At 76.1% G+C, this 2187-nt stretch carries 3 protein-coding genes; all 3 read right to left on the bottom strand.

Annotated features, from left to right (window positions below; genetic code table 11):
- Window positions 1–565: FAD-dependent oxidoreductase (locus tag ACFU99_RS41430; protein WP_384403311.1), on the bottom strand; the 565-nt coding region annotated here is incomplete at its 3' end.
- Window positions 562–1437 carry a pantoate--beta-alanine ligase gene (gene panC, locus ACFU99_RS41425; RefSeq protein WP_384403313.1) on the bottom strand — a complete coding sequence of 292 codons (876 nt, stop codon included), beginning with the start codon at window positions 1435–1437 and terminating at the stop codon, window positions 562–564. The genes ACFU99_RS41430 and panC, both read right to left, overlap by 4 nt.
- 143 nt (window positions 1438–1580) lie before the next feature.
- Window positions 1581–2187: Rossmann-like and DUF2520 domain-containing protein (locus ACFU99_RS41420; protein ID WP_384403308.1), on the bottom strand; the 607-nt coding region annotated here is incomplete at its 5' end.

Genomic DNA, 2187 nt, shown 5'->3' with positions numbered 1-2187 from the left:
CCCCCATGACATGCAGGGTGACGCCCGCGGCGCGCCCGTCGGCGTCCTTGAGCAGGTCGAGGACGAGGGCGTTCTCGACGGTCTCGATGCCCGCTTCCCGTACGGCCCCGACGAGCGCGCGGGAGATCTCGGCGCCGGTCGCGTCGCCGCCCGCGTGGGCGATGCGACGGCGATGGTGGCCGCCCTCGCGGGTCAGCAGGATCTCGCCGGTCTCGTCCGACGTGTCGAAGCGCGCGCCGGTCGCGATGAGCCGCCGCACCGCGGCGGGGCCCTCGGTGACCAGGGAGCGTACGGCCGCCTCGTCGCACAGCCCCGCGCCCGCGACGAGGGTGTCGTCGAGGTGCTGGCCGGGGGTGTCGCCGTCACCGAGCGCGGCCGCTATGCCGCCCTGCGCCCAGCGCGTGGAGCCGTCGTCGAGGCGTGCCTTGGTGACGACGGTGACCTTGGCCCCGGCGGCGGCGCAGCGCAGTGCGGCGGTGAGTCCCGCGACGCCGGAGCCGACGACGACGACATCGGCTTCGAGCGCCCAGCCGGGCGCGGGGGCGTGGAGGCGTATGCCGGTCATCGTTCCGCTCCGAACTCCAGGGGGATGTTGTCGATCAGGCGCGTGGTCCCGACCTTCGCGGCGACGGCGAGCACGGCGTCGCCTCTGTGGTCGTCGGGGACCTCGGTGAAGTCGGCGGGGTCGACGAGGGCGAGGTAATCGAGGAGGAGCGGCGATTGCGCGTGCTCAGCGCTGTCCGCGCTGTGTGCGCCGTCGAGGCTGTGTGCGCCGTCGAGGACTTCGCGGGCGGCCTTCCGCGCGGCGTCCGGGCCGAGCGGCGCCGCCTCGCGGGCCGCGAACAGGGCCTTGGACAGCCCGAGCGCGGCGGCGCGATCGGCGGCGGAGAGATAGCGGTTGCGGCTGGAGAGGGCGAGGCCGTCGGCTTCCCGTACGGTCTCCACGCCGACGATCTCGACGGGGAAGTTGAGGTCCCGGGCCATGCGGCGGATCAGCGCCAGCTGCTGGGCGTCCTTCTGCCCGTAGAGGGCGAGGTCCGGCGCGGTGAGGTGGAGGAGCTTGGCGACGACGGTGAGCATGCCGTCGAAGTGGCCGGGCCGGTGGGCGCCTTCGAGGCGCTCGCCCATGGGGCCCGCGGAGATGCGGACCTGGGGTTCGCCGCCGGGGTAGACCTCGTCGGCGGAGGGGGCGAACACGGCGTCCGCGCCCGCCTCCTGGGCGGTCCTCAGGTCCGCTTCGAGGGTGCGCGGGTAGCGGTCGAGGTCCTCGCCCGCGCCGAACTGGAGCGGGTTGACGAAGACGGTGGCGACGACCTGTCCGTGCGGTCCGACGCGGTCGCGGGCGGCGCGGATCAGCGTCGCGTGCCCTTCGTGGAGCGCGCCCATGGTCATGACGACGGCCCGCAGTCCGCTCGGCGCCCGGGAGAGGGCGCGCAGCTCGGCTGCCGTACGGAGGGGGGCGTCGGGCGCCGTGCGAGCGGGGGCGTCGGGTGGCGCGGTACGAGCGGGAGCCTCGGGTGCGGTACGAGCGGCAGCCTCGGGCGCGGTACGAGCGAGGGCCTCGGCTCCGGGCCGCCCGCTCACTGGTCCGCCTCCCCGTCCCGGCGGGTCCCGCCGTCGCCGTCCGCGAGGACGCCGAGCAGGTCTTCCGCCAGCTCCGGTTTGAGCAGCCCGTGGGCGAGGGCGCGGTCCGCCGTCGTACGGGCCATCGCCAGGTAGCCGGCGAGGGACTGGGGCGCGTGCGCGCGCAGTTCGGCGACGTGGGCGGCGACGGTGCCGGCGTCGCCGCGGGCCACCGGGCCGGTCAGCGCGTCGTCGCCGCTGCGCAGCGCGTTGTCGAGGGCCGCGCCGAGGAGCGGGCCGAGCATGCGGTCGGGGGCCTCGACCCCGGCGGCGCGCAGCAGCTCCATGGACTGGGCGACCAGGGTGACGAGGTGGTTCGCGCCGATGGCGAGGGCCGCGTGGTAGAGCGGGCGGGCGGCCTCCTCGACCCACTCGGGCTCGCCGCCCATCTCGATGACCAGGGCCTGCGCGGCGAGCCGCAGTTCCTCGGGGGCGGTGACGCCGAAGGAGCAGCCCGCGAGGCGCTGCACGTCGACCGGCGTGCCGGTGAACGTCATCGCGGGGTGCAGGGCCAGCGGCAGGGCCCCGGCCCGGCGGGCGGGGTCGAGCACGGCCGTGCCGAAC

The organism is Streptomyces sp. NPDC057654 (assembly GCF_042800135.1).
Taxonomy (GTDB): Bacteria; Actinomycetota; Actinomycetes; order Streptomycetales; family Streptomycetaceae; genus Streptomyces.
The sequence above is the reverse complement of the archived record's forward strand: the minus strand, read 5'-3'. Positions and strand labels throughout refer to the sequence as shown.